The following is a 23,770-nucleotide window of genomic DNA, read 5'->3' as shown; positions in this document are numbered from 1 at the left end:
AAATATTTTAACGGAAAAAGAAAAAAGGATAGTACTCTCAATATGCCGGCCAGTGGGCAGACGCCACCACGGTCTCTGGAGCATCAGGAGCAAGGACTACGGTCTTCACGGTAATTCCCGTGCTGTCTGGGTACTTGTAGACCCCATAGGAGTATGGATCAAGCTTGTTAATCAGGCCACCATCTCCGTACCTGTAGGTTATCTCATAGTTGGTGTATGGATTGCTGACATCGTACTTGACTCCGATCTCAGCATAGGCCCATCCATACTGGCCCGAGCTGTAGTCCTTGACAACCGTGGTGTTCCATATTGTCGCTGCCGCGAACCCTGCCGCCACTACTAACAGGCCGAACAGCACGGCAACCAGCCTCTTCATGATGCCGACCCTCCTGCCCGAGGGGCTATCGATACGCCCATACGGGCGATTGATAATACATTGAATTGATATTTAACTTTTACTTCGGAGTGGAAGTACAAATTCCAAAAAAAATCGGTCATACTGCGGTGTGGACATGACATAGTGAAAGTAATTGGGTTAGTTATTCCACATTAATAACCAAGTTATGCCAGAATTAACAAAATAATTTAACAAAACGTTCCATCAACGCGAAAAAATTTCGGCTGCCAAAATTGGGGTGAGGGGATATCGAAGTTCGAACCTTCAGCTCCACGTTTCCGCGATAACGTCGTGCTTGTGGATGCTCTCGTTGCTGATGACCTTCACGTGTATCCTGCCCTTGAAGCGCTCCTTTGCCTTGGCGAATATCTCCCTCGCGACGTCTTCGACGAACTTTGGGTTGGCGAACATGCCCTGAACCACCGCGTTCTCGTCCACCGTCTTGAGCAGGGTGTAGGTCGGATGGCTGAAGGAACTCTCGACCACATCAATCATGTCCTCAAGGGCTATCTCCTCGTCGAAGGCAGTCCTCACCTCAAGCTCTCCCACAGCGCGCTGTATGTGCGTCTTCCCGTTGTTGTTGGCCATCGCGTGGGGGCAGGCGGTGTTTCCGATGACCTTGACGCGGAGGGTCTTCTCGAAGGAGCCGTCGTAGTTCTTTATGACTCCGACCTCGACGTCGTAGGGCTCGTAGGAAACCCTCTTGCTCGCCGGCGTCTCGCGCGGGACTATCAGGTGTGTCCTTATCCAGACCTCCGCCCTCTTGTGCGGGTGCTTGCCCTCAAGGCGTCCGATTATCGCCCTTCCGAGTTCCTCAAGCGAGGTGTGGGCCTCCCTAACTTCCTCCTCGACGGCCTCGCTCATGGCCTCGGTTATGCTCTCCACGAGCCTGCTCATGTGGATGCCCTTCTTCTCCTCCGGGACGTCGATGGTTATCTCGAACACGGGAAGGAAGGTATAGACCCTGCCCTTCCAGTTTATTCTCGCCACGGTGCGCAGGTTGGTTATCCCAACGCGGTGAAGACGTTCCATTATCTCGGGAGTCTCCTCCTGTGTCTCAACGAGCATGACATCACCCTCTCCACTCGTTGTGTTTAGGGACTTCTAATTCGACCGCTTTTTAAACCTACCTAAGCAGCTCCATGAGACGGTCATAGCTCCTTCTGGCGGCGGTGACATCGGCCTCGTCCAGCCTGCGGGCGTATTTAGCCTTCTCGAATATCCTCGTGAGGACGTCGAGGTCTTCAAGGTCAGGAAAGATTTCCCTCAGCTTTTCCTCGTGCTCCCAGTGCGTCCAGCTCTTCTGATACGGATAGCCCCTCATAACGAGGCCGGCCACGACGTTCTTGTACATCCTTATTACCCTCTCCGCGGGGGTGCCCTCTATGGAGTCGTACGTTAGCGCTGGCTCAAACTTGACCTCAAAGGGTGTGACGTCCCTCTTCCGCCTCTTTACGGTGAGAAGAAACAGGACGAAGACCATGAAGGGGATGAAGTAGAATATCCCCGGGAGCTCCCTCAGTGTGACGACGAAGTCTCCGGAGGTAACGTTGTACCAAATCCCCGAGAGGGTTTCTCCAACCCTGCCGCCGTTTACGAGTTCTTCCGGCTTCTTTTCGAAGAGCAGTTTGAGGGCAACGAAAATCGACAGCAGGGTTATCGCACCGGCGAGAATGTTGCCCCTCCTGGTTTCACGCGCTCCCCTCTCGAAGTTTCCCTCAAGAAGCATCTTCAGCACGTAACCTGCGGCCGCAAACAGAAACAGGTTCGCGAAGAAAAAGACCCATTCGAAGTTGAAAACCGTAGTGCCCCCGTGAACCGCCGTCCTGCCCAGGAGTGCGGAGACCACGATAAAAGACGCAAAAAGAACCAGGTACAGGTTCCTCACTCTCTCCATTGCCGGACACCCAGCTGCTCGATCATGTAGTAAACAGTCCGGAGCGGGATGCCCATTCTGGCGCTTATCTCCTTTGGAGGAACGCCGTTCATTATGAGGTTTTGAACCTCCTTAATGGTCTTCTCATCGTATTTTCTGGGCCTTCCCCGGGGGTAGCCCTCGGGGACGAGCTCTATACCCATCTGCGCGAGGGCGTTAATTGCTTTCTTGGAGACCTTGGGGTAGAGGCTCGGGGGACAGCTTATGCGCCTGACGTTGGGGGCTCGCTCAAGAATTCTCACGAGTATCTCCTTCGTCGGACGGAGGTTCACGTAGACCTCCGTAACCTCCTCGCTCAGAACTTCGTTGAGCTTCCTTATGAGCTCGGAATTGTTACGGGCCTTAACCTCCACCCTCATAGACTCACCCCTGAAGGAGGGCCAAAAACTGTTTGGCCTTATCGCTCCTCGGCAGAAACTTCTCAAACTTCTTCGTGTTGGCAAAAAGGGTTCTATGGAGGCCGGAAATCACGAACTTCCTGATGGCCTCCTCAAGTTCGTCTCTCGGAACGCCGAGAAGCTCGGCAACTCTGTCCTCGCTGTACTCACTCATCCCATAGAGGAGAACAGCACCCAGCAGGTAGTTGGGGATGTTGGTTATGTCCTTCCTTTTTCCAACGAGGGCATTCTCCATCTCGCACTTCCTTATGATGAGCATACTGCCGTGGCCGGTTCTGAAGCCCGGCTCGTTCCGGAAGGGAAGGTCAAATATCGAGTAGTGGCAGTCTATGCAGAGCTTTATGTTGGGATAAAGGCCGAGGGTTTCCCTCTCATTCTCGGAGGTCAGGAAGTAGTAGCGGAAGAGGTCGAGGCCGAGTTTTTCGGCACCTGCCTCCGGGTCGAGGACGGAGTAGGCTAGGGAGAGATTGTCAACTGTGTAGTGGTTGTTTATGAGCACCCCTTTCGTCTTGACGAAGCTGAGAACGCGCCAGCGGAAGCGCCTTCCGTAGCGTTTTCTCAGCTCCCCCTCTATGTCGGCGTCCGCAGGGAGGTCGAGCCTCGCCTTTTTGAGCCTGTTGTTCTCCCAGTACTCGACCTCTATCCTGAGCCCGCGCGTCCTTACCGTCCCTTTCTCGCGGAGCTTGCCTTTTATGAACTTGAACGACTCCCTGACCGCTATGCTTTCCCTGGCGAGAAGCCTCAGGACGTCGCCGGAGTAGGCCAGGTGTGGTAGAATCTCTATCCTGCCGAGTCCAACGTTTCTCGGAACGGCATCGACGTCCTCAACGTTTTCCCTCGTGAGCTCTTTGAGGGTCACAGGTTTCTTTCCGAGGAAGAAGGTGTAGTTGGCGGAGATGAGGGCAAGGGCCATCTTGTGGGCGGTTATTGCCGCGCGGAGCCTTTCGAGGGCAAGAACCCTGTTGCGCTTTTTCTTATAAATCCACTGGATGTGGGGATCGCGGTCGCGCTTGCTCACGCCCCTGACGGAAGGGGTGGTCTCACCAACCCTCCTCGAAAGGTCGTCCTCAAGCTCCTGGAGGAGGGAGAGGTTTTCTTTAAGGCGATAAGAAATGGACGGGACGTCGAAAGTCTCAAATAACCCGTCCATGTCTATCCCGATGTCGTCCAGTATCTTGTTCACCTGCGCGACGAGTTCCTCCGTCGTCGTCATGGCAGGAGCTCACCGTTGTTTATCTTTTCAGGCAGGTACCTCTTCGCCACGAACTCAAGGCTCTTATTCGCTAAGGCCTGCTGCTCTATCCTGACTCCCATCTTAACGGCCATCTTGAGCTGTCTCTGCCACTCCCTGTTCTGGAACCACGGGTACTCCATCTCCTCCAGGATACGCTTGTAGTCGCCGGTTGGGCCGCCCTTCTTGTTCGGGGGAATGCCCTTAAGCTTTTCAGTGACGTTCTCAAGGCCGTAGCGCTTTATGTCGTCCATTGTCATTCCCACGAACTTCGCCTCGGGCGTTGCCAGCTTGTCGCTCAGGTAGGCAAGGTTGATGGAGCCCTGCTTTATTGTGGAGTATATGTACCAACCGTAGGGGTCTCCGTCGGTGAAGACTATAATCGGCAGCCCCTCCTCATAGTGGAGCCTGTGGATGAGCCTCCTAACGCCGCGCGAGGCCTGTCCCTGCGTTGCTATGATGAGGGCGTTCTCCTTCTTCGGGAACTTTTCCTCTATCAGACGGTCGGCCATAGCGGCAGTCTCGACGACGAGGGCGTAGTCGACGTTGACCTCAACGAACTGGAGGTGCTCGACGGTTCCGGGGACGGCCCAGCCGCCCATACCGAGCTTTGAAGTATTGAACTCGTCCTCGCCGTCGCGTATGACTATGTCGCCGTAGATGTAGCCGCGCCTGTCGGCGGTGAGGTGCATCTCCTCACGCAGAACGCCGAGCATCCTCTCCAGATCCTCGATTATGGGGTCGCTCTCGCGCTGGTCCTCGAAGGTGTTCTCCTTCGTCCCGGGGATGGTGTGCTTGTTGGCGTAGTAGGCTTCACGAAGGCTCGCGTGCTTGCCCTCGCTTACCAGCCTTTTAACGTAGGCCATTATGAGGAGCGTCTGCATGAACTTTCTGGCGTGGGCCACGTTGAGGAAGTACCTCCTGGAGAGCTTGTCGCCCATCCTGATGACGCGCCTCTTCTCGTCGAAGTAGACGTTGTTCAGTCCGCGCATAGGGATGTCGAAGTAGGGGTTCTTCCCGGCCTTTATGTCCTCAAGGACCCTCCTTCCGTACTCCTCAAGCTTGGTGAGCACCCTCGTTGGGTCGTAGGAAAAGCGCTCCCTGGGCTTCTCTCGTTTGACGGCTTTGGATTTAGGCATTCTCGCTCACCTCTTTAAGCTCACCCTCTTTGGATGCAAAGCGGCTCTCTATGAAAGTCAGGAAGTAGCTTTTAACGGCGTCCTCCTCCTCTCCCGTCAGGATGCTCAGGGCTCTCGCTATCTCGGGCACGTACTTCTCAAAGGTCTTCTTCCTCTTGACCTGGTAGAGCTTCCTGTGCTTGCCGCTGAGATACGTCTGGAGCCTTCTGGCGGCATCCATTATTGCCAGCCTTATCTCGTTCTGGATCTCCTCGACGTTGGCTATGCTCTGCTTTCCAGTACCGGTGTACGGGACGTGGACGCTGATGACGTTTATCATGAGAACCACCGGTGCCCTCTCCAGGTCGTCGACCTTGTAGCGCCTCCAGTCTATCGAGCGCGCCGCGAGGGTCGTCACACACGAGCCAGCATCAAAGAGTAGCGGAACGCGGTTGGCGTACCTCAAAAGCTCGAAGCCGGCAGGAATTTCACCACCGTAGGCGAGGCCAACCTCGACCTGGAATGGGATACCTCCTGAATAAACCTTGGGTGACCTCGTTACAGCGGTGACGAACTCCGGCTTGAGGATACCCTTCAGGCCCTTCTCGATGTTTTCCTCGCCGATGGGCCTGAGACCGTGGGTCGGCGGGGCTAGGAACTTCATGTACTTGAAGGCCTCGACTATCTCCTCCGCCTCGTGCCAGGTGAGCTTTTCCGGCGGCTTCTCCATGAGCTTTGCCACCTGCTTGACCACCTTCGTGTATCCCCTGAAGGAGCGGAGAACGGCCTTGACCTCACCCTTCATGAGCCTCTCGTAGAGCTGCTCCTGGACGTTCTTGTCCTCCTCAGTCTTTATGAGCCTCAGAGCCGCTATGTACTCAATGAGCTCATCGACCTTCTTGTCGCTTATCCTTGAGAACTCACCGATGAGGAAGCGCTTCACGGTGTTCCTCCGGGTCTTCTTGGCCATCCGGTAGACGTCGTCGGTGAGGACGCCGCGCGGGTGGGGCTTCATCTCAACCGGCGGCTCCGGAATGTAGTCGCTCGACCTCGGGAAGACTATGAGCTTTCCGTCCGGCTCTATGAGCTCGATGTGGGCGTGGGGGTTAGCTATGGCGGTCAGCTTGAGGTACCAGTAAACGCCCTGCTTCGAGCGTATGTAGCGGACGTTCTTCACCTCGAGTTCTATCCTGGTGCCGCGCCAGCCCTTGGGGTTTGGGTGCTTCTCTTTTTTGACTATTTTACCCTCGTTTTTGTCAACGTCGATCTTAACCCAGGCCTCAATGGTTTTATCGCCGCCGGTGGAGGTTATGACGCGAGTAGCCTTTCCGCTCGTTATCTGTGCGAACATGACGGCACCGCTTATACCTATACCCTGCTGGCCGCGGCTCTGTATGTTCCTGTGCGCCTTGGTTCCTGCCAGCATCTTGCCGAAGACGTGGGTTATGTACTTCTCCGGGATTCCCGGGCCGTTGTCCTCGACTATAACTTTATAGTGCTCCCTCCCGAGCTCCTCTATCTCGACGCGGATGTAGGGGGGAATTCCGGCCTCCTCACAGGCGTCGAGGGAGTTGGTCACCGCCTCATGGACGACCGTGGTGAGGGAGCGTATCTTGCCGGTGTAGCCAAGCATGGCCGCGTTCCGTCTGAAGAACTCGCTGACACTCTGAATCTTGAACTCCTTAAACAGCTGACTTGCTTCAGCCATTTTCACTCCTCCCCGTTTTTCTCCAGTTCGCCGCCAAGGGCCTCGTAATAGCTTATGCTTTCCAGTTCAAGGTCCTTCTTCCTGCGCTCCAGGTATTTGTAAACGACACCGTGTGGAGAGCCCTTGGCGAGCTTTTCTATGGCGGTTTTGGCAACCTCAACCTGAATTGGGTTGCCGATTATGGCTACCGTCTTACCGTAAACGCTCACATCCGCCCCGCTCATCTCTTCGATTATCTCCCTCGTTCTGCCTTTCCTCCCGATTATCCTTCCCCTGACGCGCGGAAGGGCATTCTTGTCATTGCCAATGACTATGTCGGTAAGGTTGACCACCTCAAGGACTTCACCCTCGTTGAAGAGCCTGAACGCCCTCTCCGGCGAGAAGCCCCTCCCGATGGCTATGACAACATCGCGTGCCTTCCACACCGCCAGGGGGTCGTCGGTCTCTTTCGTGGCGGTTATGAACACCTCACCGGTCTCGCTGTCGATCTCTATCTTGGTCTTCGTTCTCCTCTCTATCTCCTTCTTGGTCTGTCCCTTCTTCCCTATGACAACCGCCACCCTGTCGCGGGGGATCCTCACGAACTCCTCCTGCTCTCCCAAGGCCGCGTAGGTTATCTCCTCCTCCGGAGTTTCCCTGATGGGTCTGCCGTCCTTGTCAACGCGCTCGTACTTCTTAAGGAGTCTCTCAAACTCGTCCATACTCTCACCCTCACTCTATCAGCTCACGGAACTTATCATCGAAATCATCAACATCGACGCCTTTCCTACCGAAGTAATTGATGACGTTCCTCAAATCCCTCTTCAGCAACTCGACGCTCATCCTGTTCCTCTTAACGGTCGCCTGGGACCAGTCTATGACCACCGGCCCGTCGTGGAGCAGTATGTTGTACTCGCTCAGGTCTCCGTGAACCATATCACCCCTCTTCCAGAGCCTCTCGATGACCCGCATTGTGAAGTCGTAGAGCTCCTCGAAATCTCTGGGCTCAAGCTCGCGCTCTATGTCCTTGAGCCTTGGAGCGGGCAGCTCGTCACCTATGAACTCCATCACAAGGACGTTGTTGCGGAAGATCACGGGCTCGGGAACGCGAACCGCGTACTTTATCGCCCGCTGGAGGTTCTTAAACTCCCTCCGCGTCCAGACAAAGACGAGCTTTCTCATGTCCTTGGGGAGGTATCCCACCCTCGGATCAGCGGCGAGGTACTCCCATATGCGCCTGAACTCGGTGGTGTATGTCCTGTATATCTTCACCGCCACCCTCTTGCCCTCGCTGTCGATTCCGGCAAAGACGTTCGCTTCTTTCCCCGTGCTGATCACACCGTAAAGCGCCTCGACTTTTCCCCTCCGGTGCAGATACGCCAGGGTTTCTTTGGTAGTTCTGTCGAAGACCTCGTTGGCTATTTTATAGAGCTCACTGTCCTTTTCGCGCCTCTCCCTGAGGCCGAGCATGTCCTCGATCTCTCGCTCGATGATGTCCTCGCGCATCGCTATCACGCAGAGCCATGCTCAGAAGAGCATCTCGCCGCCGGTGAGGAAGTCCTGGCTTATCTTGCCCCTCCTCAGGAGCCAGTCAACCTGGGTTCTGGTGTAGCGGTACACTATGTCGCCTCTCTCGTCAGTCTGAACTGGCCAAGGCTGGACTATGACGACGTCGCCAACGCGCATCCACATGCGCCTCTTCAGTTTGCCCGGGATCCTGCATCTCCTGATTTTTCCGTCCTCGCAGCGGACGTCCATCCAGCCGGAGCCCAGGGCCTGCTCTATCACCCCAAAGAGCTGTCCTTCCTTTGGCAGGGGGACGCGGATAACCTCATCACCCTGAACCTGCCTGTTCTTTTTCTTTCCTCCTCTTCCACCCTTATGGTACGCCATGAGCATCACCTCCAGCGAGTAGGTTCGAGCCCTTATAAACTTGAGCCTTGCAAAAATTTTCTAATGGGAGTACAGGTCTGTGCTTTTAAAATTTTTGCACAAAGTTCCTGATGGAATAACCGATTAGGGCAGCACCGAGTATCAGAAACGCCCAGCGCAACCGGCCCGGGGAAACGTACCACACCAGGATTGCCAAGACTCCCACGGCCAAGTACTTAATCAGCACCTCGGTTCTGGAGAGAACGTTCTCCGGCACGATCGACACTGTGACAAAGGCCATCAGCACAGTTCCCCGGGAATCGCGGCTGAGAATGCCGACCACTACCCCCACGAGGCCGGCAAGGAATGCAAGCCTTGTAAACCGGGACCACCTCGATATGGACTCCATCCCTTATCCCCTTCACAAATAACACATGAAGGTTTAAAAGCGCGCGGTTCAATCTGAAGTCCGGAGATGTTTATGGCAGCGGTAATCGCCGAGAACCTCACGATAACCTACGACGGCAAGCCCGCAGTTGAGGGGGTTGACTTCCTGCTTGAAGAGGGCGAGACGCTGCTCCTCCTCGGGCCGAACGGTGCCGGAAAGACCACCCTCCTCAAGACCATAGCCTGCTTCCACAGGGAGTACTCCGGGGAGCTCCGGGTCTTTGGCAGGCCCCCGTGCGATGCGAGGGACATGATAGGCTACGTCCCCCAGAGCCACAGCCTCAACGAGAAGGTTCCGCTAACGGCTTTAGAGGTAGTCGCGATGGGGAGCATCTACAGGAGGGGCTTCGCGCACTTTAAAATACCCCGCGAGGTTATGGAGAAAGCGGTGGAGGTTCTCGGCTTTGTCGGGCTGTCCGGCCTTGAGAACAGGCTCTTCCGCGAGCTGAGCGGAGGGCAGAAGCAGAGGGTTCTTCTCGCGAGAGCACTCATAAGCGACCCGAAGCTTCTCCTCCTCGATGAACCCCTTTCGGCCCTCGACCCAAGCGCGAGGGTAGAGGTTGCAAACGTTCTTGAGAGGATAAAGCACGAGAGGGGCATAACGATGATAATCACCACCCACGATATAAACCCCCTCCTTGAGGTTGGAGACAGGGTAATGCTCCTCAGCAGGCGTCTCGTCGCCTTCGGAAGGCCCGAAGACGTCATCCGGGACAGCATTATCAAATCTGTCTACGGCCCACTGGCCAGGGTGGTGCCGGTCGAGGGCAGACTCTTCTGCATAACCGGCGACGCACACCTCCACGACCATGGGGGTGGAGCCCTGTGATTCCGGAATACCTCCTGCGCGCCGTACTTGCGAGCATCATGGTCAGCGTTCTCCTTGGGATGCTCAGTCCACTGATCAACGCAAAGGGACTGGCCTTTCTCACCCACGCCCTCTTCCACGCGCTTCTCTTCGGGGCGGTTCTGGGGATGATCCTCGGACTGCTCTTCGAGAACCTCTCACTTGTCATGCTCACAGCCCTGGCCGTGACGGTCACCGTAGTTCTCATCATAGCCCAGCTTGAAAAGGCCGGATTCTCTCCGGACTCGGCGGTGGGGATCGTTGCCAGTTTCGTGGCTGGATTAACCGTTCTCGGCTTCGGCGTTCTGTACAAGGTCATGGCGGACAGGCCGTACTTCCCCCTCAGCCAGAGCATAGTCTCGTACCTCACGGGCGAAATATTCCTGATAACCCTCAACGACCTCACGGCGCTCGTCCTCGGCGGCGCACTACTTTTCTTCACCATGCTCTTTCTGTACAGGGACTTTCTCTATCTCAGCTTCGACCCGGAGGGAGTGGAGAGCTACGGGGGCAACGCGAGGGCCTATTTGACTATCCTCTACGTCCTCGTCGGTGCAATCGGGGCATTGATAGTGCAGACCGTCGGGCTGATTACTCTGCAGGTTGTGGCCGTCCTTCCCGGTGCAATAGCGCTGATGGTGAGTTCGGACGTGAGGAAGGTCCTTGCCGTTAGCCTCCTGCTGACCCTCGCGGTACAGCTCTCATCGGTGGTGCTCGCCTACTTCACAGACATACCGCCGAGCGGTCTGGCAACGATAATGCTGGGCGTCATCTACGGTGTCCTGCTCTTCAGGAGGTGAAACCTTGGGCAGAAAACTCGCTGGAATTGATGAGGCAGGCAGAGGGCCGGTAATTGGCCCGATGGTTATAGCCGCGGTCGTTGTTGATGAGGACAACATCCCTAAACTCGAAGAGCTCGGCGTTAAGGACTCCAAAAGGTTAACCCCAAAAAGGAGAGAGAAGCTGTTTGATGAGATAATTGCACTTTTAGACGATTATGTAATTCTCGAATTATGGCCCAAGGAGATAGACTCCCGCGGAGGAACGCTCAACGAGTTCGAGGTGGAGAACTTCGTTAAAGCTCTAAACTCGCTCAAGGTCAAACCTGACATCGTTTACATAGATGCGGCCGATGTCAAAGAGGCCCGCTTCGGCGAAGAGATAAAGGCAAAGCTGGACTTCGAGGCCGAGATAATAGCAGAGCACAGGGCAGATGACAAGTTCGTGCCCGTCTCAGCCGCATCAATCCTGGCCAAGGTGACCCGCGACAGGGCGATAGATGGGCTGAAGGAACAGTACGGCGAGATAGGCTCTGGATACCCGAGCGACCCGAGGACGAGGGCGTTTCTTGAGAGCTATTATCGCGAGCACGGCGAGTTCCCGCCAATAGTGAGGAGGAGCTGGAAGACGCTGAGGAAGATAGAGGAGAAGCTGAAGGCCGAGGGAAAGCCGAAGGAAAAGAAGGGACAGAGGAGCCTGGAGGAGTTCCTGAGGGGGAAAGCCTAACCGGATAGCTTTTTCAAGAACTCTTCAGCTTTCTTAAATCTCCCGTTTCTCAGGAAGAGAGCGACGGTGGAGTAAAGGCCTAGGAGTTCGAGGTTTCTCACTTCAATGAGCTCTTCTACGTCCTGATTAGAAAGCTCGCCGAGAGAGAATACGGTGTATCCTCAGTATGGGGAGTCAAGAAGCTTCTCAGAAGGGATGGGAAGTTCAGGAAGCGCGCCTCCGAGGTAATATCGACGATCTTCGCATTGCTTGAGGTGAAAAACATTCTCCTCGTTTCTAATTCGAGGGACTGGCTCATGATTGCCACGCTGGTTCATGATTATTCGCTCCTTCCCCCGGATGCCAGGATACCCGCGACGGCACTGGAATACAACTGTGAGAAGCTTGCGACGCTCGATGAGGACTTCAGGATCAGTCTTGCATAAAAAGAACATAGAGGGCAAAGATTTCCTCCTATGAAAGAACAAAGTCTAACGGCCCAGCCTCAGCCTTATCCTGTCCTTCGCCTCCAGCAACCACTCAAGGTACAGCCAGAGTGAATAGGTGAACGCCTCCCAGCGGAGGAGCTCCTTCAACGCAACGCCCATGACGATAGCGGCCGGCGGGACGAGAACCGTGGCGTAGAAGCTGAACTGGGTCGTCCCACCGAGGATGTACTGGAGGACAAAGAACCCCACCGTGCTCCAGAAGACACCGTACGGTATCAGCAGCTTCCCTCTCCTCCTGTAGAGCCAGGGAAGGGCAAGTATGAACAGAACCATGCTGAGGAGCAGGAACGGGTCTGTCTGGGCGAACACGTTGGGGTTGTAGTGGAAGGGAAAGGCCTTCTTGTTTATGAACCAGTCCCAAACAGGTGAGGCCGCAGGATGGCCGCCCTTATTTGAGAGGTGCCAGCGGAAGCTGCCCAGTATGTCGTCCACCCACTGCTCGAATCCCACCGCCCTTACGGCCACCAGGTTTGGGATGAGGAATCCCAGTGCGGGAATAACTGCTATGGTGAGGATGAAGCCCATCAGCTTCCGTTCACCCTTAAAAGCCTTTACGAGGAGCACGGGATAGCCGAACGCTCCACTGAGCTTGGCGGCGGCGGCAAGGCCCACCGCAAAGGCGGAAGACTTTTCCCGATCATAGACCAGCAACGTTGTGAACAGCGACACGAAGAGCGCCACGTGGATGTCCAGCATGGCCGTTACGGCGGTGGCTTCGAGCGTTGGGTCTGCGACCGTAAAGATAAGGGCTATAAGCGCCGCAAGGTAGCTGTCGCTTATCCTATAAGTTGCAAGAACGACCAGAACGCCTATCAGGACGAAGGCGAATATTCCGGGCAGCCGCCAGTTTATAGGCCTGTCCTCGACAAGCATGCCCAGCATTATGAGGTCCTTCCCCAGGAAGGGGTGCTCTGTGTTGAGGTAGTTCTGGATGTTCTCCTTGTCGGGATACCTGTAGCCGGGAACTACGTAGTAGGCATCCGCCGGTATTTCTGCGGACAGGGCATTGAGGAAGTCCTCCACGTTGCCCACAGGTATCTCAAAGTAAACGCCCGGAAACTTGAGGTACTCCATCTCGTAGGTTGCGTTGTATTGGAGGGCTATCTTTTCAACGTCGTACTGGTATTTTATTCGCGTGCTCGTGTCTGAGAAAATAACGTTTATCCCGGCGGAATTCGTCGTTTCATTCACGTAGCGAAGCTCAACGCCAAGCCTGTGGAGGATGTTCCTGCTCGCGGGGACGTACCAGACCTCGTCTCCGATGTAATCCCTGAGGTCGGGACGGGAGGCGAAATCGTAGAGATACCAGAATGAACCGATCAGTATAACGGCCGAAATCGCGATGAAGAGGACCCTTTTCCAGTCCATTTTATCACCGGGTAGATTAGCGCGGCAACGTTTTTAAGCCTCTCCCCGAGGTTCGAACATGATGATAACCGAGGAGCAGGTTCAACTCGCGGTGGACATGATAAGAAGGGGGCTCGACGAGAGAAAGCTCCGAGCCAAACTCGGTGATGAGTGGAAGCTCATAGCCGAGATAGCGAGGGCCAGGATAAGGGCAAGGGACAAGTTCTCCCGCGATGACCTCTGGATGGACTTGGAAGGCCTCCGCTACGCCACCCACGAGGCAGTGGCCAGATACCGTGCCGAACGCTTGGGAGAGCTTGGAGTCAGGAGCATAGCGGACGTCTCCTGCGGAATCGGAATTCAGCTGATTTTCTACGCGATGAAGGTCGATAAGGCATACGGGATCGATATCGACCCTCTAAAAGTGGAGTTCGCGCGGAGAAACGCCGAAAAGTACGGAGTGGACAACATCGAGTTCATAAACGCCGACTCACTCAGCAGGGATGTCATTGAGATGATAGACGCGGATGTAATATTCTCGGACCCAGCTCGTCCCCCGGAGATGCCCGAGAGGAGGCTGGAAGACCTCCTGCCAAGCCCCCTGGAGGTGTATGAGGCGTACAGATCCAAAACGGATGCCTTTATCTTCGACCTGCCGCCCCAGATGAGGCGCGAGAGGGTTCCATGGAGGGGAGAGTTCGAGTATATAGACCTCTTCGGCGCACTCAACCGGCTGACCTTTTACACCGAACCCCTGGCGCGGGCCGAGAGGAGCGCCGTCATACTGCCTGCCGGGGCGAGGCTTGAGAGCGCCCCTGACCTAGAGAACATAGTCGAGTGGACGGAAAAGCCCGGCCAGTACCTCTACGAGATTCCCCAGAGCGTTGACTACGCCGATTTAATAAACGAGCTGTTCCATGCCTTAAACGCAGATGTCAGGATGCTCCTTCGCGAGAAGAGGCGCATTTTAGCAACCGGAGACGGGGAAATCAGAAGCCCATACCTCAAGAGAACCTACGCCGTTGTGGGCGTTGTGCCCTTCCATCCGGTCAGAATAAACGACTTTCTCAGGAGAGAAGGCTTTGGAAGGGCAACTCTCAGGATAAGCGTGCCGGAGGGGGAGTACTGGAAGGTCAGGAGAAGGATAGAGGCGAACCTGAAGGGAGATAGAAGGGCCTTTGTATTCCAGTTCGGAAAGCTGGCGATAATAGCAGAGGGGTTATAGCTCCTCTATTCTGGCGTTTCTTATCTTCTTTGACCCTATGCGGAGTTCCCTGAAATAGTTCACGTATTCCTCGGGGAGGAAAGACTCCAGGCTGGTGGCCTTCAGGCGCTTTTTTCTTTTTCTTCTCCCGCCGTTATCAGCGTCTCCCGGGGCTTTCGATGAGACCGCCTCAAGGAACTCGTCGAGCTTCCTGTTCATCGGCACACCCGGAGTGGATAGACGGCAGGGTATAAAGGCTTTTCCTCCCATCGAGGGTTGAACCAAAGGCCATATGAACCCACCAGAAAACCACCGTTGAGAAACGCTTTTAACTTCCGGCATTTATTTAGGGAAAGAGTAAGAGAGGCGGGTGGAAGGTAATGTGCGGTATAATCGGCTATATCGGAGACGGCAGAGCCTCCCAGATTATCGTCAAGGGCCTCAAAAGGCTCGAATACAGGGGGTATGACTCCGCGGGAATAGTCACGGAAGACGGCGGGAGGCTTTACATAAAGAAGGGAACCGGAAGGATAGACGAACTCGCTGAGAAGCTAGGCTTTCTCGAAATGCCCGGCAAAAGGGGAATAGGACACACCCGCTGGGCCACCCATGGGGTTCCGAACGATATTAACGCTCATCCCCAGAGGGACTGCACAGGCAGGATTGCCCTCGTCCACAACGGCATAATCGAGAACCACCGCGAGCTCCGCGAGGAGCTTCTTAAGCGCGGTCACCGCTTTAACAGCGACACGGACACCGAAGTTATAGCCCATCTCATCGAGGAGGAGCTCAAATCGGGGGGCACCTTCGAGGAGGCCATGAGGAGGGCCCTTCTCAGGCTCAAGGGCTCATTCGCCCTCGGCATAATCTACACGGGTGAGCCTGACAGACTCTACTTCGTCAGGAACGAGAGCCCGCTCGTCCTTGGAATCGGAGAAGGGGAAAACTTTGGAGCGAGCGACGTTCCGGCCTTCCTTGAGTACACGAACCGTGTCGTGTTTCTGGACGACAGGGAGTACGCCGTAGTAGGAAAGGACTTCTGGGTCGTTAAGAACCTCGACAGTGGGGAGATCGTCGAAAAGCCAGTCCAGGAGATAGAATGGAGCCTTGAGATGGCGGAAAAAGCCGGCTACCCCCATTTCATGCTCAAGGAGATATACGAGCAACCAAGGGCCATAAGGGACGCCCTCCATGGGAATGCCGGGATAATCCGTTCGATAGCAGAGGAGGTGGCCAAATACGAGAAGATATTCATCATAGCCATGGGCACCTCGTATCACGCCGGTTTGGTTGCCAAGTACCTCTTCCAGAGGCTCGCCAGGAAGGTCCCGATAGTTGAGGACGCCAGCGAGTTCCGCTATGAGTTCGAGGATCTGGTGGACGAGGACACCCTCGTGATAGCAATAACCCAGAGCGGAGAGACCGCCGATACCCTGGCGGCTATGAAACTGGCCAAGAGGAAGGGGGCAAAGGTTCTCGCGATAGTCAACGTTGTCGGGAGCATGGCGACCAGAATAGCTGACCTCACCCTGTACACACACGCCGGGCCGGAGATAGGCGTCGCTGCCACCAAAACCTACACGACCCAGCTGACGGTTCTCACGATGCTCGCCATCGAACTGGCAAGGGTTCTTGGAACCGTCGGGGAGGAATACCTCGAAAGGCTGGAGAGGGAGCTCAACGCAGTCCCAGAACTTGTAGAGGACGTTCTCAAGCACGATGAATCACTGAGAGAGCTGGCCGAGGGGCTCAAGGAAAAGAGGGACTTCTTCTACATCGGCAGAGGCATAAGCGTCCCAACGGCCCTTGAGGGGGCACTCAAGCTCAAGGAGATAAGCTACATCCACGCAGAAGGTCTAAGCGCGGGCGAGCTGAAGCACGGGCCCCTGGCACTTCTTGAGGATGGCGTCCCCGTGGTTGCCATAGCACCGGGCGGAAAGACCTTTGACAAGATGGTGGGCAACATAGAGGAGTCCCGCGCGAGGGGGGCGTATATAATAAGCATCGGGGACAGGGATGAACTGGAGAGGATCTCCGATGTCTTCATCAAAATGCCAGAAATGGACGAGCTTCTCACCCCGATAGTTTACGTTGTTCCGCTCCAGATACTCGCTTATCATCTGGCTGTCCTGAGGGGTAACGACCCCGACAAGCCGAGAAACCTGGCCAAATCGGTCACCGTTGAATGAGGTGGTTTGGATGGTAAAAACGAAAATTAAAGAGAAACGAAAGAAAAAAGGGGAAAAGACTTCCCTCCCCGAGTACTATCAGAAGTTCAAGGCCTACGGCCTCCCCCTGATAGTCCTCATACTGGCCTACGTTGGCTTCAGGATAAGGAACATCACCTCGAACTACAAGACCTTCCTCGACCCGGACACCTTCTTCCACTACGAGATGTACAGGATAGCCATCAACGAGTGGGTTCCCAAATACTTTGCCTACGCTGACCCTCCCACTGGAATAAAGGCGGGCGGTTACCTGGGTCTCTATACTATCCAGGCCGTATTCTACAAAATCGTCTCCGTATTTGGCTACGACCAGCTGGGGGCGTTCAAACTCTGGCCGCCGTTCGTGGGAGCAATGACCATCATAGGAGTCTACCTTCTCGGAAAGAAGCTCCACTCCAACTGGGCCGGCCTCTGGGCGGCGGCGTTCATGATGTTCTCCTACGCCAACTTCAGCAAGACATACTCCGGCAACAACCGTGGTGAAGGCCCCTTCATGATGTTCTTCATCTATGCAGTGTTCCTCCTCATGGTGTACCTCGATGAGAAGGAATGGAACCTGAAGAAAATGCTCTCCGGGGCCCTGTTCCTGCTGGCCAGCCTCCTCTACATGGCGGCATGGACAGGAAGCACGTTCGGTGTCAGCATACTGCTCCTCTTCGCGGGCATCACCACGGTGGTGTTCTTCATCTTCGGAATGGTTGACGTCCTGAAGAGGTTCGTCAGGGACTTCTTCCCGCTCTACGGCGCTTCCCTCATACTAGGAGTAGTCCTTTCCTATACAGGATTCATCGGCATAAGGTGGTTCCTGGTTTTTGCCATTGAGGCATTCATTGCCCTCAGCGTTCTGGTCTCAATAATGCTCTACGGGGAAAGGTTCGGTCTCAACTATTCGGACAAAAAACACCGCTTTGGAATGGTTGCGGGCATAGCGATTCTGGCAGCCCTTGCATTTTACGGTTACTTCGGTAGGGATCTCCTCAAGTTCATGGGGGCAGCATATCAGTCCAACCCCCTCTACCAGACGGTTGCGGAGCTTGCGAAGACTGACTGGAACACGATAACCGCATACTACAGCGTCAAGACCAAGGACGCAATAATATTCATCCTCTCCGCGGTGGGATTCATCATAGTCGCCGCGAGGTTCGTCAGGAAGCTTACCAAAAACGACCTGACAGGTCACAAGGAGATATTCCTGGTCACCTACTACATCGGCTCCCTCTACCTGCTCCTCCTGGCGGTTCGTTTCGTGTTCCAGGCCTCGGGAGCCATACTGCTCCTAGCGGGAGTCGCCGTAGGGGAAATATTCCTCTTCATAGAGGAAATGAAGGAGAGCATGACCACCAAGGCACTCTATGCAGTCCTCCTGATGCTCCTGTTCCTGCCGCTACCGATTATCGGGGCCCAGTACATGGGCAGCATAGCCACGAACACCGCAAAGAGCCAGGGTTCAGTCCCGGCAGACTGGGTCAACTCCCTCAACTGGCTCAAGGAGAACAGCAACCCCCTCGACAGCGCCACGAGCTGGTGGGACTACGGCTACTGGATTGAATCCAGCCTGCTCAGCCACAGACGCTCGGCAACGGATGGAGGTCACGCCTATGACAGGCGTTACATCGTGGCGGACTTCTTCTCCCACTACGGCAACGAGAGCGAGCAGGACTTCGAGGCCTGGGAGCTGAATTACATGATAGTCTGGCAGCAGGACATCTACAAGTTCAACGCCATAAGCTACCTCGGCGGTGCGATAACCTACGGCGAGTACAGGAGCAGCCCGATGTTCCAGGTCATCCCAGCACAGTACATTCAGCACGCCAACGAGAGCGGAAAGACTGTGGTTTACATAAACACCGGAAAATACGCCTATCAGCCGGTGCTCACGATAGACCTCACCAAGGGACAGGTCATACAGGGCAGGGGAGATATACCATACGTTCTCTACATCTTCCAGGGTTACGGGCTTCTGGCCTACCAGAAAATAGCCTTCAGCAACTTCGTGAGGCTGGCGTTCCAGATACCCTTCTCATTCGATCCATGGGACGCCCAGATGCTCTTTGCCAATTTCAGACCAGTCCACCGGGATGGAGGCGTTTCAACCTACGAGTTCAGGCCCTTCGCGGTTTACAGGATTGACAAATTCGAGAACGGAACATGGAAAGCCTTCTACAGCACCCTCGGCGGTGGAAAGCTTCCGCTGGGAGAGCAGAAGCTGAGGCTATGGATATCGGCCTTTGGAAGGGACATCAAAGACGCAACGCTCATCTTTGAAGCCTACAACGGCAGCGTGCTGGTAAAGAGGGAGATCCTGGCCGAGGGCATCACCATGAACCACCTCAACGAGACACCCATCGAGTTCAACCTGACAGTACCCAACGCCACCAAGTACCGCTTCATCCTCGTTCAGGACGGGCCGGTAGGGGTCCTCGATGGGCCAGTTTACGTCAACGGCAAGAACGTCGACCCTAGCTACGTTCTCGACGAAGGGGAGAACGGGGAGCTCAAACTCACCGCCGCGTTCAGGGAGGAGCGCACCGTTGACCTCTACCTTAGGGAAAGCGTCGTCTACTACATCGCGCCCAACGGAAAGGACATCTACCAGGAGAAGTTTTACCTCGAGCCCCACCAGGACATCATAACCTACGTCCCGGTCAAGGAGGGCATAAGCGTCGCCCCCGGGGACAACGAGATAACCGTCCAGGCTTCGATGCCACAGGGAGTCTTTGATACATACATCCAGAAGCTCTACCAGAAGTACGGTGAGGACAAGGTCGTCATCGTCAGGAAGAGGATAGAACCTGTCTTCATAACAAAGAAGGAGTACGTGATATGGGAGGGTTAATCCCTCACGATTTTTATGTCTTCGAGTCTTTTTAGTCCCTCTTTTTCTGTTGTTTTGATAACGCCCGGGACAAATTCTCCCCTTGGCCTGATGAGGATGGCCTCAATCTCGTCAAAGCCCAGTTTCTTCAGGGCAAAAGCCCTGTGGTGACCGTCTATGAGGTAGTACCTGCCTCCGTAGGGTATGACTATGATGGGGGCGTTGTAGCCGTGCTTTATCTCCTGAAGAACAACCAGAAGTTTGACCTCACTCAGCGCCGCTTGGGTGGGCACAACACGGGTGAGCGGTATAAATGCCGCTTCAAGTTCAAACTCGATGCCGTAAATCGCCTCGTACTCCCGTTTTATTCTCCCCGCCCTCTTCCAGGCCTCCTCCCGGGTCACCAGGCGTATCTTTTTCAAGGCTTCACGCCCCTGACCGCTATAAAAGCCGCGATGCCCTTGCAGCGGTTGTGAAGCTTTTTGTCGAGGCGCTCGGCAAGGCCGTGGAACGGCCAGAAAGACGGGAAGAATATCACTCCACCGCTCCGGACATCGGTAAAGCCGGCATTCCTGAGCAGGTCCTCAAGCTCCCCTGGAGTATAGAAGCGAGCGTACCTGTAAGCGGTCTCCACGAAAAGGCTCTTAAATCTTTTGAAGACGAACCAGGCACTCCGTCCGTTCATCGTCGCTATAAGAACCTCACCTCCCGGCTTCAAGACACGGTTTATCTCCGCCACAACCCTCTCGGGCTCGTAAATAAACTCAAACATCGTGACACTGAGAACCAGATCAAAGCTCCGGTCGGGAAAGGGCAGACTGTAGGCGTCGCCCTTTATGCAGTTCAGCCCTTTGGAGCGGGCCACCTGGAGCATGCCCTCGCTGGCATCCAGACCGATCACGTCGAAGCCCCTCTTCTTCAGCTCAAGGGTGTAGTTGCCCGTCCCACAGCCGAGGTCGAGGGCTTTCCCCGATTTCGACTGCAGCATGGAAAAAACGAGCCACTTCTCAGTTCTGTCAACGTACCTCCCGGTTTCTGTTCCGTACCAGTCATCGTACCTGCGGGCTATTCTGTCGAAGTACTCCGCCATCTTACACCCTCATCTTGCCCTCGATCGTCAGGGGCTTGTCGAGTCTATCGTCTATCCTGAGGCTTATGACGACCCTCTTTGCCCCTGCCTTGAAGATGGCCTCCCGGCAGGCCTTTACCAGCTCAAGAATTTCCTCCACCGAGCCCTCAACGACCGTGCCCATCGGGCAGAGCCGGTGCTTCAGTCCGCTCTCCCTTATAACGTCCATGACCGGCTCAAGGTATTTCCCGACGCTTGGGCTCTCCGTCCCGAGCGGAAAGAGGCATATCTCGGCAACCGCCATCACCCACCACCGGCCGGCGGGAATATGTGAACCTCATCGTCGTCTTTGAGCTCGGTATCTAGTCCCCTCAGGTGAAGCACGTTGTGCCCGTTAACAAGGATCATACCGTCAATGGGCTTCCCTTCCGCAACGCGTTCCGTTTCCAGGAGCTGTTTTCTGATCTCCGGGCTGTAGTGTTCGGCCAGGTATTCTACAAGCTCGCGAACCGTTTTCACCCCGTGAACTTCCACTTCCTTCTTCCCTATGAGCTCCCTGAAGGTTGCATAAAATTTGACTCTCATAAAGAATCACCGGTATTAATTGATGGGAAACCCTTAAAGTGATTTCGCCGTAGTTTCGTTACGGAGTGTTGAGATTGCTGAACGTCAATCCACCTGAATACTATCCGATTATCGATAAGCTCTTTGCGGGAAGGATTAGAGAGGCCGTAGAGGCCTTTGGGGCGTCATTGGAAGAGCTTACAGTTTTGGTTCAGCCCGAGGAACGGGTGCTGAACTTGGTCTTCCTTTTAAAGGTTCGGGGGCTCCGGAGGTTTCTCTCAATGGAGGTCGACCCTTTTGTCTATGGCCTCCTGGAAAAGCTGGCATCGGACGCCACGGAGACCCTCGGTAAGGTCTACGGGGTGAGGTTTTCAATCTCGGGGTTCAAGGTGGTCGACGAAGGACCCGAGGAGGCCCGCCCCGAAAAGACTCCAAAGCTGATCGTCAATGGACCTGAAAAAATAAAGGAAACCCTGGAACGTCTTGGAAAAGGACTCGTAATAACCCTAAGGGAGTGGAACGTGGAGTTCTCAGCCCTTGCGGTAACGGTGCCCTTCGAGGAGCCCCACGTGCTAACGATAGTCCTGAGAACGGACCGTCTTCTTTCCCCGGAGGAAAAGGGCGAGCTTGAAAAGAAAATTAGATACAAGGCGGGGACATACATCAAAACCCTAACCAAGAGGGTCTTTCCGCTTGAGGTCAAGATCATAGACCCGGAGGACAAGGCTCTGGCCTCGATTCTCAAAAGAAAGGTTGAGATAGAGAAAGAAGCCGAGGAACTCGCCCAGAGTGAGGAAGTTCGGGAGCTCATGGGCCTCCTCCGGAAAGGGACTCCCGGTTCCTGATGTAATCCAGGAGGGGTCTTATCCTCTCCCAGACCTCGTTTATACCGCCGTGCCCGTCTATTCTTACATACACGCCCTGTTTCTTGTAGAACTTGATTATCGGCTCCATGTTTCTTATGTAGAGGTCGTAGCGTCTTCCAACTATTTCCGGCCTGTCGTCTTCCCTCTGCACGAGTCTTCCGCCGCAAACGTCACACTTTCCCGGAACTTTCGGAGGGCGATATCTTAGATGATAGACCGCGCCACACTTGGAGCAGATTCTTCTTCCCGAGATTCTCTCAACGCTCTCCTCCTTGGAGATGGATATCTCCATGGCGACGTCTATGCTCATGCCATGGTCGTAGAGGTAGTTCTCAAGGGCCAGAACCTGTTCCGCGGTTCTTGGATAGCCGTCTATGATGAAGTTCCTCCTGTCACGCCTCAGCCGAGAGATTATCAGCGTGTTGACAACCGTGTCAGGTATCAGGTCTCCCCGCGCAAGGTACCGCTCCAGTTCCCTGCCGAGAGAGCTCCCACGTTCTATTTCAGCACGTATCATGTCTCCGGAAGAGACGTACGTCAGACCATAGCGCTCGGTTATTGTTCTGGAGTGGGTGGACTTGCCGCTTCCGGGAGGGCCAAATATCAGGATGTTCATTTTTCTCACCGTTAGTTATTTATTTCCCAAAGAATAAAACACTTATGGTGGTGGCCATGAGGCTGAGTACTGGCTTTGTCCGTGCCTCCGGTTACGCCTACAAGGTGAGACGCGTTCTCTTCGCACTGACGCGGAAGAAAGTTGACCCCAGAGAGGTCGTCAGAGCGGCGGGAGAGCTGAACCAGAAAATCTTCGAGAAGCTCCAGGAGCTCGGCGTCGAGAAGAGCGACGTCATCAGGATAACCGTTCCGTTCAGGATCGAAGATGGAACCATCAAGTGGGACTACGAGGGACTGAGCATCGAAGTCTACAGGAAGAGCGAGGAGGAGAAGCTCGCAATGGCTATGGAGGAAATCGAGGAGCGCGAGAGGGCGCTGGAAGAGCAGATAAAAGAGCTTGAAGAGCTGGCGCTGCAGCTCAGGGAGACCAGCGAAAAGATACTTGAGAAACTGGAGGAACTCAAGCAGGAGCACACATCGCTGAAGCTCAGGGCGGAGGAGTGAGGGAATCGAGGAAAATGTTTACGTAGGCAATCACGTGGGATGCCAGATAGCTCTTCTTCCCAACGCTTATTTTTTGTGCTATTCCCGCAAGGAAGGCCTCGTCTTCTTCTCTCAGGCCTTCATGGTCACCAAGGACGAAGGCAACGTTCTGAGGGAAACGCTCGCCGGTTATCGGCTTCCCCTCTTCGTGGAGGTAGTAGAGGGCAGAACCCTTGAGCGTTCTTCTGACGATGTCCTCGAAGGTCATGTTGCTCACATAGATGCCTGGCAGAACCTGGACCTCTTTGCTCGGTTCCTTCAAGCCTTTGGAGGCTTTAAGCGCACGAATTATCAGCTTGGCGGTGCTGAGCTCATCGGGGTTGAGGGTCTTCGGCTTTATCTCACTTCCCTCGAACCTTATTGCCTTGGGCGGGTCCGGTGGGCCGTAGAGGCTCAACCACACCCTGACGTTTTTTCTGAAGCCGTGGGATAGGAGGAAGGCCGAGTTGAGAGCCCTGCACAGGAGGTCTATTCTGCCGCTCGTCCCCGGGAGATCCCTGAGATTGAAGTCCGGGGCGGTATGAGCTTTGTTGGCTTTGACTATAAACGTCCTCATATGGGATAATGAGAGGAAGGGATTTATAATGATTGT

Annotated in this window: 28 protein-coding genes; 9 read left to right on the top strand and 19 right to left on the bottom strand. The window is 54.9% G+C overall.

Annotated features, from left to right (window positions below; all coding sequences use genetic code 11):
* Positions 1-37: 37 nt before the first annotated feature.
* From F7C11_RS09960 to F7C11_RS09910, 11 genes are all read right to left on the bottom strand, one after another.
* The gene (locus tag F7C11_RS09960; RefSeq protein ID WP_297093045.1) at positions 38-376 is read right to left on the bottom strand and encodes a hypothetical protein; all 339 of its coding nucleotides are present in this window, start codon (positions 374-376) and stop codon (positions 38-40) included.
* A 285-nt stretch (positions 377-661) separates the two neighbouring features.
* Complete coding sequence (locus F7C11_RS09955; protein WP_297093044.1) at positions 662-1,465, bottom strand: GTP cyclohydrolase IV; 804 nt, start codon at positions 1,463-1,465, stop codon at positions 662-664.
* A gap of 58 nt (positions 1,466-1,523) precedes the next feature.
* Positions 1,524-2,294 (bottom strand): DUF4129 domain-containing protein, encoded by a 771-nt coding sequence (locus F7C11_RS09950; protein WP_297093043.1) that lies wholly within the window; start codon positions 2,292-2,294, stop codon positions 1,524-1,526.
* Complete coding sequence (locus tag F7C11_RS09945; protein ID WP_297093042.1) at positions 2,282-2,692, bottom strand: DUF1699 family protein; 411 nt, start codon at positions 2,690-2,692, stop codon at positions 2,282-2,284. The genes F7C11_RS09950 and F7C11_RS09945 overlap by 13 nt, the downstream gene beginning before the upstream one ends.
* Positions 2,693-2,696: 4 nt before the next feature.
* Positions 2,697-3,944, bottom strand: a complete 1,248-nt coding sequence (locus F7C11_RS09940) for a DUF530 family protein (RefSeq protein WP_297093041.1) — start codon at positions 3,942-3,944, stop codon at positions 2,697-2,699.
* Positions 3,941-5,101, bottom strand: a complete 1,161-nt coding sequence (locus F7C11_RS09935; RefSeq protein ID WP_297093040.1) for a DNA topoisomerase IV subunit A — start codon at positions 5,099-5,101, stop codon at positions 3,941-3,943. The genes F7C11_RS09940 and F7C11_RS09935 overlap by 4 nt, the downstream gene beginning before the upstream one ends.
* Positions 5,094-6,788, bottom strand: a complete 1,695-nt coding sequence (gene top6B, locus F7C11_RS09930; RefSeq protein WP_297093039.1) for a DNA topoisomerase VI subunit B — start codon at positions 6,786-6,788, stop codon at positions 5,094-5,096. Before top6B ends, F7C11_RS09935 begins: the two co-directional genes overlap by 8 nt.
* Before the next feature lie 2 nt (positions 6,789-6,790).
* Positions 6,791-7,489 carry a KH domain-containing protein gene (locus F7C11_RS09925; RefSeq protein WP_297093038.1) on the bottom strand — a complete coding sequence of 233 codons (699 nt, stop codon included), beginning with the start codon at positions 7,487-7,489 and terminating at the stop codon, positions 6,791-6,793.
* 10 nt (positions 7,490-7,499) lie between these two features.
* Entirely contained in the window at positions 7,500-8,273 is a 774-nt protein-coding gene (locus tag F7C11_RS09920; protein ID WP_297093077.1) for a serine protein kinase RIO, read from the bottom strand.
* Positions 8,274-8,294: 21 nt separating this feature from the next.
* Positions 8,295-8,660 (bottom strand): translation initiation factor eIF-1A, encoded by a 366-nt coding sequence (gene eif1A / locus F7C11_RS09915; protein WP_297093076.1) that lies wholly within the window; start codon positions 8,658-8,660, stop codon positions 8,295-8,297.
* An 85-nt stretch (positions 8,661-8,745) separates the two neighbouring features.
* Entirely contained in the window at positions 8,746-8,991 is a 246-nt protein-coding gene (locus tag F7C11_RS09910; protein WP_297093037.1) for a hypothetical protein, read from the bottom strand.
* Positions 8,992-9,120: 129 nt separating this feature from the next.
* Between F7C11_RS09910 and F7C11_RS09905 the strand changes: the two genes are divergently transcribed.
* The 4 genes from F7C11_RS09905 to F7C11_RS09890 all read left to right on the top strand — a co-directional run bounded on the left by F7C11_RS09905 (position 9,121) and on the right by F7C11_RS09890 (position 11,864).
* A complete protein-coding gene (locus F7C11_RS09905; protein WP_297093075.1) occupies positions 9,121-9,915 on the top strand; it encodes a metal ABC transporter ATP-binding protein in 795 nt (264 codons plus the stop codon).
* Positions 9,912-10,733 (top strand): metal ABC transporter permease, encoded by an 822-nt coding sequence (locus F7C11_RS09900; RefSeq protein ID WP_297093036.1) that lies wholly within the window; start codon positions 9,912-9,914, stop codon positions 10,731-10,733. Before F7C11_RS09905 ends, F7C11_RS09900 begins: the two co-directional genes overlap by 4 nt.
* Positions 10,734-10,737: 4 nt before the next feature.
* Complete coding sequence (gene rnhB, locus F7C11_RS09895; protein ID WP_297093035.1) at positions 10,738-11,439, top strand: ribonuclease HII; 702 nt, start codon at positions 10,738-10,740, stop codon at positions 11,437-11,439.
* A gap of 122 nt (positions 11,440-11,561) precedes the next feature.
* Positions 11,562-11,864 (top strand): PIN domain-containing protein, encoded by a 303-nt coding sequence (locus tag F7C11_RS09890; RefSeq protein ID WP_363316576.1) that lies wholly within the window; start codon positions 11,562-11,564, stop codon positions 11,862-11,864.
* 45 nt (positions 11,865-11,909) lie between these two features.
* Here F7C11_RS09890 and F7C11_RS09885 read toward each other — a convergent pair whose 3' ends face one another.
* Positions 11,910-13,295: a dolichyl-phosphate-mannose--protein mannosyltransferase gene (locus F7C11_RS09885; RefSeq protein ID WP_297093034.1), complete on the bottom strand. Its 1,386-nt coding sequence runs from the start codon at positions 13,293-13,295 to the stop codon at positions 11,910-11,912.
* Between the two features lie 61 nt (positions 13,296-13,356).
* On the opposite strand from F7C11_RS09885, the gene F7C11_RS09880 reads away from it, so the two are divergent.
* Positions 13,357-14,499, top strand: a complete 1,143-nt coding sequence (locus F7C11_RS09880; protein ID WP_394354851.1) for a methyltransferase domain-containing protein — start codon at positions 13,357-13,359, stop codon at positions 14,497-14,499.
* Here the strand turns inward: F7C11_RS09880 and F7C11_RS09875 are convergent.
* Positions 14,494-14,697, bottom strand: coding sequence for a PCNA-inhibitor (locus F7C11_RS09875; RefSeq protein WP_297093074.1), 204 nt, complete (start codon positions 14,695-14,697; stop codon positions 14,494-14,496). The two genes, F7C11_RS09880 and F7C11_RS09875, sit on opposite strands and share 6 nt — an antisense overlap.
* Before the next feature lie 161 nt (positions 14,698-14,858).
* On the opposite strand from F7C11_RS09875, the gene glmS reads away from it, so the two are divergent.
* Positions 14,859-16,667: a glutamine--fructose-6-phosphate transaminase (isomerizing) gene (gene glmS, locus F7C11_RS09870; RefSeq protein ID WP_297093032.1), complete on the top strand. Its 1,809-nt coding sequence runs from the start codon at positions 14,859-14,861 to the stop codon at positions 16,665-16,667.
* A gap of 10 nt (positions 16,668-16,677) precedes the next feature.
* Positions 16,678-19,542, top strand: a complete 2,865-nt coding sequence (locus F7C11_RS09865; protein ID WP_297093031.1) for a peptide transporter — start codon at positions 16,678-16,680, stop codon at positions 19,540-19,542.
* Here F7C11_RS09865 and F7C11_RS09860 read toward each other — a convergent pair.
* From F7C11_RS09860 to F7C11_RS09845, 4 genes are read right to left on the bottom strand one after another with little or no spacing between them, the layout of a single operon-like run.
* Complete coding sequence (locus F7C11_RS09860) at positions 19,539-19,943, bottom strand: ParB/RepB/Spo0J family partition protein (protein ID WP_297093030.1); 405 nt, start codon at positions 19,941-19,943, stop codon at positions 19,539-19,541. The two genes, F7C11_RS09865 and F7C11_RS09860, sit on opposite strands and share 4 nt — an antisense overlap.
* Positions 19,940-20,611 (bottom strand): class I SAM-dependent methyltransferase, encoded by a 672-nt coding sequence (locus F7C11_RS09855; RefSeq protein ID WP_297093029.1) that lies wholly within the window; start codon positions 20,609-20,611, stop codon positions 19,940-19,942. Before F7C11_RS09855 ends, F7C11_RS09860 begins: the two co-directional genes overlap by 4 nt.
* Before the next feature lies 1 nt (position 20,612).
* Positions 20,613-20,894 carry an MTH1187 family thiamine-binding protein gene (locus F7C11_RS09850; protein ID WP_297093028.1) on the bottom strand — a complete coding sequence of 94 codons (282 nt, stop codon included), beginning with the start codon at positions 20,892-20,894 and terminating at the stop codon, positions 20,613-20,615.
* A complete protein-coding gene (locus F7C11_RS09845; RefSeq protein ID WP_297093027.1) occupies positions 20,894-21,175 on the bottom strand; it encodes a ubiquitin-like small modifier protein 1 in 282 nt (93 codons plus the stop codon). Before F7C11_RS09845 ends, F7C11_RS09850 begins: the two co-directional genes overlap by 1 nt.
* A gap of 65 nt (positions 21,176-21,240) precedes the next feature.
* Here F7C11_RS09845 and F7C11_RS09840 point away from each other — a divergent pair, with 65 nt between their 5' ends.
* On the top strand, positions 21,241-21,999 hold the full coding sequence (locus tag F7C11_RS09840) for a hypothetical protein (RefSeq protein WP_297093026.1): 759 nt from the start codon (positions 21,241-21,243) through the stop codon (positions 21,997-21,999).
* Here the strand turns inward: F7C11_RS09840 and F7C11_RS09835 are convergent.
* Positions 21,962-22,636 (bottom strand): adenylate kinase, encoded by a 675-nt coding sequence (locus F7C11_RS09835; protein WP_297093073.1) that lies wholly within the window; start codon positions 22,634-22,636, stop codon positions 21,962-21,964. The two genes, F7C11_RS09840 and F7C11_RS09835, sit on opposite strands and share 38 nt — an antisense overlap.
* Positions 22,637-22,692: 56 nt before the next feature.
* Between F7C11_RS09835 and F7C11_RS09830 the strand changes: the two genes are divergently transcribed.
* Complete coding sequence (locus F7C11_RS09830) at positions 22,693-23,139, top strand: single- stranded DNA-binding family protein (RefSeq protein ID WP_297093025.1); 447 nt, start codon at positions 22,693-22,695, stop codon at positions 23,137-23,139.
* On the opposite strand, the gene trmY is transcribed toward F7C11_RS09830, so the two are convergent.
* Positions 23,123-23,734, bottom strand: coding sequence for a tRNA (pseudouridine(54)-N(1))-methyltransferase TrmY (trmY, locus tag F7C11_RS09825; protein ID WP_297093024.1), 612 nt, complete (start codon positions 23,732-23,734; stop codon positions 23,123-23,125). The genes F7C11_RS09830 and trmY overlap by 17 nt on opposite strands.
* Positions 23,735-23,770 lie beyond the last annotated feature (36 nt).

It is taken from the genome of Thermococcus sp. (assembly GCF_015521605.1).
Lineage (GTDB): Archaea > Methanobacteriota_B > Thermococci > Thermococcales > Thermococcaceae > Thermococcus.
Note: the sequence above shows the minus strand (reverse complement) of the source record. Positions and strands in the feature narration are given on the sequence as shown.

What these genes read in the sequence shown, in the direction of transcription:
- trmY (WP_297093024.1), bottom strand. Translation starts at nt 23,734, where the DNA reads ATGAGGACGTTTATAGTCAAAGCCAACAAAGCTCATACCGCCCCGGAC.
- F7C11_RS09960 (WP_297093045.1), bottom strand. Translation starts at nt 376, where the DNA reads ATGAAGAGGCTGGTTGCCGTGCTGTTCGGCCTGTTAGTAGTGGCGGCA.
- F7C11_RS09940 (WP_297093041.1), bottom strand. Translation starts at nt 3,944, where the DNA reads ATGACGACGACGGAGGAACTCGTCGCGCAGGTGAACAAGATACTGGAC.
- F7C11_RS09925 (WP_297093038.1), bottom strand. Translation starts at nt 7,489, where the DNA reads ATGGACGAGTTTGAGAGACTCCTTAAGAAGTACGAGCGCGTTGACAAG.
- F7C11_RS09950 (WP_297093043.1), bottom strand. Translation starts at nt 2,294, where the DNA reads ATGGAGAGAGTGAGGAACCTGTACCTGGTTCTTTTTGCGTCTTTTATC.
- glmS (WP_297093032.1), top strand. Translation starts at nt 14,859, where the DNA reads ATGTGCGGTATAATCGGCTATATCGGAGACGGCAGAGCCTCCCAGATT.
- F7C11_RS09885 (WP_297093034.1), bottom strand. Translation starts at nt 13,295, where the DNA reads ATGGACTGGAAAAGGGTCCTCTTCATCGCGATTTCGGCCGTTATACTG.
- F7C11_RS09830 (WP_297093025.1), top strand. Translation starts at nt 22,693, where the DNA reads ATGAGGCTGAGTACTGGCTTTGTCCGTGCCTCCGGTTACGCCTACAAG.
- F7C11_RS09905 (WP_297093075.1), top strand. Translation starts at nt 9,121, where the DNA reads ATGGCAGCGGTAATCGCCGAGAACCTCACGATAACCTACGACGGCAAG.
- top6B (WP_297093039.1), bottom strand. Translation starts at nt 6,788, where the DNA reads ATGGCTGAAGCAAGTCAGCTGTTTAAGGAGTTCAAGATTCAGAGTGTC.
- F7C11_RS09880 (WP_394354851.1), top strand. Translation starts at nt 13,357, where the DNA reads ATGATAACCGAGGAGCAGGTTCAACTCGCGGTGGACATGATAAGAAGG.
- F7C11_RS09855 (WP_297093029.1), bottom strand. Translation starts at nt 20,611, where the DNA reads ATGGCGGAGTACTTCGACAGAATAGCCCGCAGGTACGATGACTGGTAC.
- eif1A (WP_297093076.1), bottom strand. Translation starts at nt 8,660, where the DNA reads ATGGCGTACCATAAGGGTGGAAGAGGAGGAAAGAAAAAGAACAGGCAG.
- F7C11_RS09835 (WP_297093073.1), bottom strand. Translation starts at nt 22,636, where the DNA reads ATGAACATCCTGATATTTGGCCCTCCCGGAAGCGGCAAGTCCACCCAC.
- F7C11_RS09865 (WP_297093031.1), top strand. Translation starts at nt 16,678, where the DNA reads ATGGTAAAAACGAAAATTAAAGAGAAACGAAAGAAAAAAGGGGAAAAG.
- F7C11_RS09945 (WP_297093042.1), bottom strand. Translation starts at nt 2,692, where the DNA reads ATGAGGGTGGAGGTTAAGGCCCGTAACAATTCCGAGCTCATAAGGAAG.
- F7C11_RS09845 (WP_297093027.1), bottom strand. Translation starts at nt 21,175, where the DNA reads ATGAGAGTCAAATTTTATGCAACCTTCAGGGAGCTCATAGGGAAGAAG.
- F7C11_RS09850 (WP_297093028.1), bottom strand. Translation starts at nt 20,894, where the DNA reads ATGGCGGTTGCCGAGATATGCCTCTTTCCGCTCGGGACGGAGAGCCCA.
- F7C11_RS09935 (WP_297093040.1), bottom strand. Translation starts at nt 5,101, where the DNA reads ATGCCTAAATCCAAAGCCGTCAAACGAGAGAAGCCCAGGGAGCGCTTT.
- F7C11_RS09875 (WP_297093074.1), bottom strand. Translation starts at nt 14,697, where the DNA reads ATGAACAGGAAGCTCGACGAGTTCCTTGAGGCGGTCTCATCGAAAGCC.
- F7C11_RS09955 (WP_297093044.1), bottom strand. Translation starts at nt 1,465, where the DNA reads ATGCTCGTTGAGACACAGGAGGAGACTCCCGAGATAATGGAACGTCTT.
- F7C11_RS09920 (WP_297093077.1), bottom strand. Translation starts at nt 8,273, where the DNA reads ATGCGCGAGGACATCATCGAGCGAGAGATCGAGGACATGCTCGGCCTC.